Source organism: Thiobacillus sp. 65-1402, from assembly GCF_001897685.1.
Classification (GTDB): Bacteria; Pseudomonadota; Gammaproteobacteria; order Burkholderiales; family Thiobacillaceae; genus Thiobacillus.
Genome location: NZ_MKUG01000189.1, coordinates 1 through 4,587, shown reverse-complemented (window position 1 = coordinate 4,587; position 4,587 = coordinate 1). Strand labels below are relative to the sequence as shown.

The following is a 4,587-nucleotide window of genomic DNA, read 5'->3' as shown; positions in this document are numbered from 1 at the left end:
ACCGTCCAGCAGGCGCCGCATGTTGCGAAAATGCGAGCCCTCCCAGTACACGCGTCCGCATTGGTCGCAGGTCGAGAAGCGTTCGTAATGCTCGCGCACCCTGGGCGGCAGGCGGTCGAGCACGCTCGCCTTGTCGACCGCACGCAGCGGTGCGTTGCAGTGCAGGCACAGCGTGAACGGCCGCACGCTGCGCGCCAGGTCGAGCCGCTCGACGAGCTCGCGCAGCTGCGCTTCCGATTTCAGCGCATGCACGTAGCAGCCGTGCGTCACTGCGCGGCGCTTCAGCAATTCGCGGTCGCGCGTCAGCACGATGCGGCCGTCGTGCTCGCAGATGTCCACGATGTCGTCGTCGTCGAAGTGATTGTCATACAGGGTGTCGAAGCCCAGCATGCGCAACATGCGGGCCAGTCCGCCGAGATGCGCGTCGGCGACGAAGCGTGTCTCGCGCAGGGGATGTTCGCGTACCCGCAGCAGCGGCGCCACCTCCAGCGCCGCGAAGCGCGGATACACCGCCACCCGGTCGCCGTCTTCTATCAGGCGGCCGAATCCCGCCGCTTCGCCGTTGACCAGGATCAGCTCCACCTCGGTGTGCGGCACCCCCAGCGCCTCGATCATGTGCTTGGTGGTCGCCGCCCGCGCGCACGCAACGGCGAACTCCCGCTTGCGCCGGGGCGGCGCGAGGAAGTCGTTCAGCGCTTCATGAAAGCGGAAGGTCGCGGTAACCATGCAGGGGGCGGCGTGAGGCCTTGGGAATCGGGACCATGATGCATCGCCCCGTCATCACGCACAACCCGCCCGGCTGCGTCTTTCCCCGGGCCGCCTATTCCCCGGCCTGCCGGGCCCAGAGCATTGCGTCGACATGGAGGCTGTTGACCCGCCAGATATCCAGTCCGGCGGCTTGCGCGAGCGCGGCAATATTGGCGTCGTCGGATTGCTCGCAGGCGATGGCCAGGGTCAGATAGGGTGCGTATTTCCCCTGCTGATGGAGCAGTGCCTCGTTAACCGGAGCGGGCAGGTTGACCTGCTTGAGCACCGCCTCCATGGGGGTGGACAGCACGACATCCAGCAGGGAGAACATGCCCGCCACAAAGACTTCATCCAGTTCGTCCGCCGTCAGCGTATCGCGCGCCGCCAGTTCCGCAAGCCGCGCACGGATCAGGGCGTTCTCCATGACCGCCCAATCGAGCCCCGGTGTTTTTCCGCTGGTGAACAGCAGAATGGTGAGCCAGCGATACAACTTCTGCCGGCCCAGCACCATCAGCGCCTGCTCCGGCGTGACGATCTTTTGCGCCTGCCCCATTCCCGGGGAATTGATGTAGCGCAGCAGCTTGTAGGCCAAGGCGAGATTCTGCCTGATCAGGGCGGCCAGTTCGGCCACCTCCGCGTCGCTTCGCAGCCGGTTCAACAACTCCAGGATCTTGATGCGCCCCGCATCCATCCCCGGGGCGTCCAGCTTTTCCCGGCTGGTGATGAAGGGGCCTTGATAGAACGCGAATGGCAACCGGGCGCAGACGCGGTATTCCTCCAGGGTCTGGATATTGGTCGCCACGAATTTCATTGCCGGCGCCCGCCTGAGGGCAGTCTCCATCCGATCTCTGATGAAAGGAATGTCGCTGTTGCCGACGTCGATAAACAGGAAGTCCACCCGCCCCAAAAAAGGTAGGCTGTCCGGGGTGTCCGTGTCTGCGGCGCGCAGGCCAATGCGATACCCCAGCGCCTTGAGGCGGCCCAGGCAGGACTCGAGGCCCGCGGCGAGGCGTGGGCTTGCGCCGATCACGTAGACGGTGCCCTGCGGCGCCATCTCTTCGACAAACGGCATTTCCAGGGAGCTTGCCGACACCTCGACAAAAGCCAGCCGGTGCTCCAGCAAGCGCTGAACCCCCATGACGCTCAGATTGCGCAACAGCACCTTGTCGTACAGGCGCTGGATGCCGGTGCTGGAGGCCAGCACCCGCGGATTGGCCTGGTACACCAGGCTGAAGGCGTACCCCGCCACCCGCCGATCGTTTCCCAGCACGGCCTCGCGCCGCACGATCGAATGGCTGGCCGGTGCCAGCGGAGTGCTCGAATGGGTCACCACCTCGACCGGCGCTGCGTGCGCCTCGCTCACCAAAGGCGCAACGGCATCCAGCTTGCGGAAGGCCGCCTTCTGGGCTTGCGACGCGAACAGGCCGCCGCGCTCGATTTCCTTGCGCTGCTTGGCCTTGCGTCTAAACACTCCGATAAAACGATCCAGCATCAAGCTGCACCCGTCAGGCATTCATTCGTTATTCCTGAAGCCCGGGGCTTCATGGAAACAGGGGCAGCCCCACCGGGCTGCCGTGCCACGCGTCAAATCAAATCCTGCTGGCGGTCTGCCGCATCACATCCGCCGCGAACCGCATCGCCACCTTCACCGGCGCCGGCAGCGGCGCGCCGCCGTGGTCGACGGCGGTCTGCGCGTGCCGGGCTTCGTCGAGCTTCATCTGCTCGACCACCGCGCGGCTTTTGGTGTCGGCTTCGGGCAGCTTCTGCAGGTGGCCGGCGAGGTGGGCCTCGACCTGGCGCTCGGTCTCGGCGAGGAAGCCGAGGTTCCATTTGTCGCCCAGCAGGCCGGCGACCACACCGATGCCGAACGCGCCGCCGAACCACAAGGGGTTCAACAGGCTTTTGCGGCCGCCGAGTTCGTCGATGCGGGTCTCGCACCAGGCGAGGTGGTCGGTTTCCTCGCGCGCGGCCTGTTCGAGCTCGGCGCGCACCTGCCGGTTTTTCGCGGTGAGCGCCTGGCCGGCGTAGAGCGCCTGGGCGCAGACTTCGCCGACGTGGTTGACGCGCATCAGCGCGGCGGCCTGGGCTTTTTCCGCTTCGGAGAGCCCGGCCTCGGGGCCGGCGCCGGGATAGGGGCGGCCGGCATGCGGACTGGCGAAGACGGCACGCAAACCCAAATCGAAGGTGGTGATGAGCTGGTCGAGTCGGTTCATGGCTATTTCACGTAGTAATTGAAGTTCGAGTACGCGGCTTCGGCGACCTTGAACCACTGGAACTCGGTGTCGCGGAACTGCTTCCACGAGCGGTAGATGGCGGCGAAGTCGGGATTGATTTTCGCCTCTTGCTCGTACATCGCAAAGGTGGCGCGGCGGGCGGCCAGCATCACGTCCTTGGGGTAGGGGTGCAGCTTGACGCCCTGCCCGACCAGGCGCAGCAGCGCGGGCGGGTTCCTGGCGTCGTATTGCGCCAGCATCAACTGGTTGGCTTCGAAGGTGGCGGTTTCGAAGGCCTGGCGGTACTGCTCGGGCAGCGTTTTCCAGCTGTCCTGGTTGACGTAGAAGGAAAGCTGCGGTCCGCCTTCCCACCAGCCGGGGTAGTAGTAATGCCGGGCGATCTTGTGGAAGCCGAGCTTCTCGTCGTCGTACGGCCCCACCCACTCGGCGGCGTCGAGCGCGCCGCGTTCCAGCGCGGGGTAGATTTCGCCGCCGGGCAGGGTTTGCGGCACCGCGCCGAGCTTCGCCATGATCTGGCCGCCGAGGCCAGGGATGCGCATTTTCAGGCCGCGCAGATCGGCCAGCGACTTGATCTCCTTGCGGAACCAGCCGCCCATCTGGGTGCCGGTGTTGCCGCCGGGAAACTGCAGCACGTTGTACTTGGCGTAGAGCGCACGCAGCGCAGAAAGGCCGCCGCCGGCGTACATCCAGGCGTTCTGCTGGCGCGCCGTGAGGCCGAACGGCACCGCGCAATCGAAGGCCAGGGCAAGGTTCTTGCCGACGTAGTAGTAGCCCGCCGAATGCCCGCATTCGGCGGTGCCGTTGCCGACTGCGTCGAGCACCTGCAGGCCGGGGACGAGCTCGCCGCCGGCAAACACGCGGATCTGGAATTTGCCGCCGGTCAGGGCGGCCACCCGCTTGCTGAGCATTTCGGCCGCGCTGTAGAGGATGTCCAGGCTCTTGGGGAAGCTCGACGCCAGCCGCCAGCGGATCGCCGGCAGCGGGCCGGATTCGGCCGGGGCCGCCTGCGCGGCGGCCAGCGGCAGCATGGCGGCCGCGCCCGCGCCCGCCAGGAAATCTCGTCTTTGCATGGATTTGCTCCGGTTTTGGCCGATTATACGAGCCGCTGCAAAAACCGCCGCGTGTTAAAATGCGCCCCTTTCCTGCCTAGCCCGACTGCCATGTTCAACCGCCAAGACACCCTCGCCAAGACCGACCCCGACCTGTGGGCGGCGATCCTGAAAGAAGACCAGCGCCAGCAGGACCACATCGAGCTGATCGCGTCGGAAAACTACACCAGCCCGGCGGTGATGCAGGCACAGGGCTCGCAGCTCACCAACAAGTACGCCGAGGGCTATCCCGGCAAGCGCTACTACGGCGGCTGCGAATACGTCGACATCGCCGAGCAGCTGGCAATCGACCGCGTCAAGGCGCTGTTCGGCGCCGAAGCGGCCAACGTGCAGCCCAACTCCGGCTCGCAGGCCAACCAGGCGGTGTTCATGGCCTTCCTCAAGCCCGGCGACACCATCATGGGCATGAGCCTGGCCGAAGGCGGCCACCTCACCCACGGCATGGCGCTCAACATGAGCGGCAAGTGGTTCAACGCCGTCGCCTACGGCCTCAACGA

Annotated in this window: 4 protein-coding genes and 1 pseudogene; 1 reads left to right on the top strand and 4 read right to left on the bottom strand. The window is 66.0% G+C overall.

What is annotated here, in order from left to right:
* From BGO62_RS13825 to BGO62_RS13810, 4 genes are all read right to left on the bottom strand, one after another.
* Window positions 1-726: Mut7-C RNAse domain-containing protein (locus BGO62_RS13825; protein ID WP_296643527.1), on the bottom strand; the 726-nt coding region annotated here is incomplete at its 3' end.
* Between the two features lie 94 nt (window positions 727-820).
* Complete coding sequence (locus BGO62_RS13820) at window positions 821-2,239, bottom strand: HDOD domain-containing protein (protein WP_296643525.1); 1,419 nt, start codon at window positions 2,237-2,239, stop codon at window positions 821-823.
* A 97-nt stretch (window positions 2,240-2,336) separates the two neighbouring features.
* Window positions 2,337-2,960: a 2-polyprenyl-3-methyl-6-methoxy-1,4-benzoquinone monooxygenase gene (gene coq7 / locus BGO62_RS13815; protein WP_296643523.1), complete on the bottom strand. Its 624-nt coding sequence runs from the start codon at window positions 2,958-2,960 to the stop codon at window positions 2,337-2,339.
* A 2-nt stretch (window positions 2,961-2,962) separates the two neighbouring features.
* The gene (locus tag BGO62_RS13810) at window positions 2,963-4,051 is read right to left on the bottom strand and encodes a TRAP transporter substrate-binding protein (protein ID WP_296643520.1); all 1,089 of its coding nucleotides are present in this window, start codon (window positions 4,049-4,051) and stop codon (window positions 2,963-2,965) included.
* A gap of 90 nt (window positions 4,052-4,141) precedes the next feature.
* Here BGO62_RS13810 and glyA point away from each other — a divergent pair.
* Window positions 4,142-4,587: pseudogene (gene glyA, locus BGO62_RS13805) on the top strand (serine hydroxymethyltransferase); the annotation flags it as partial.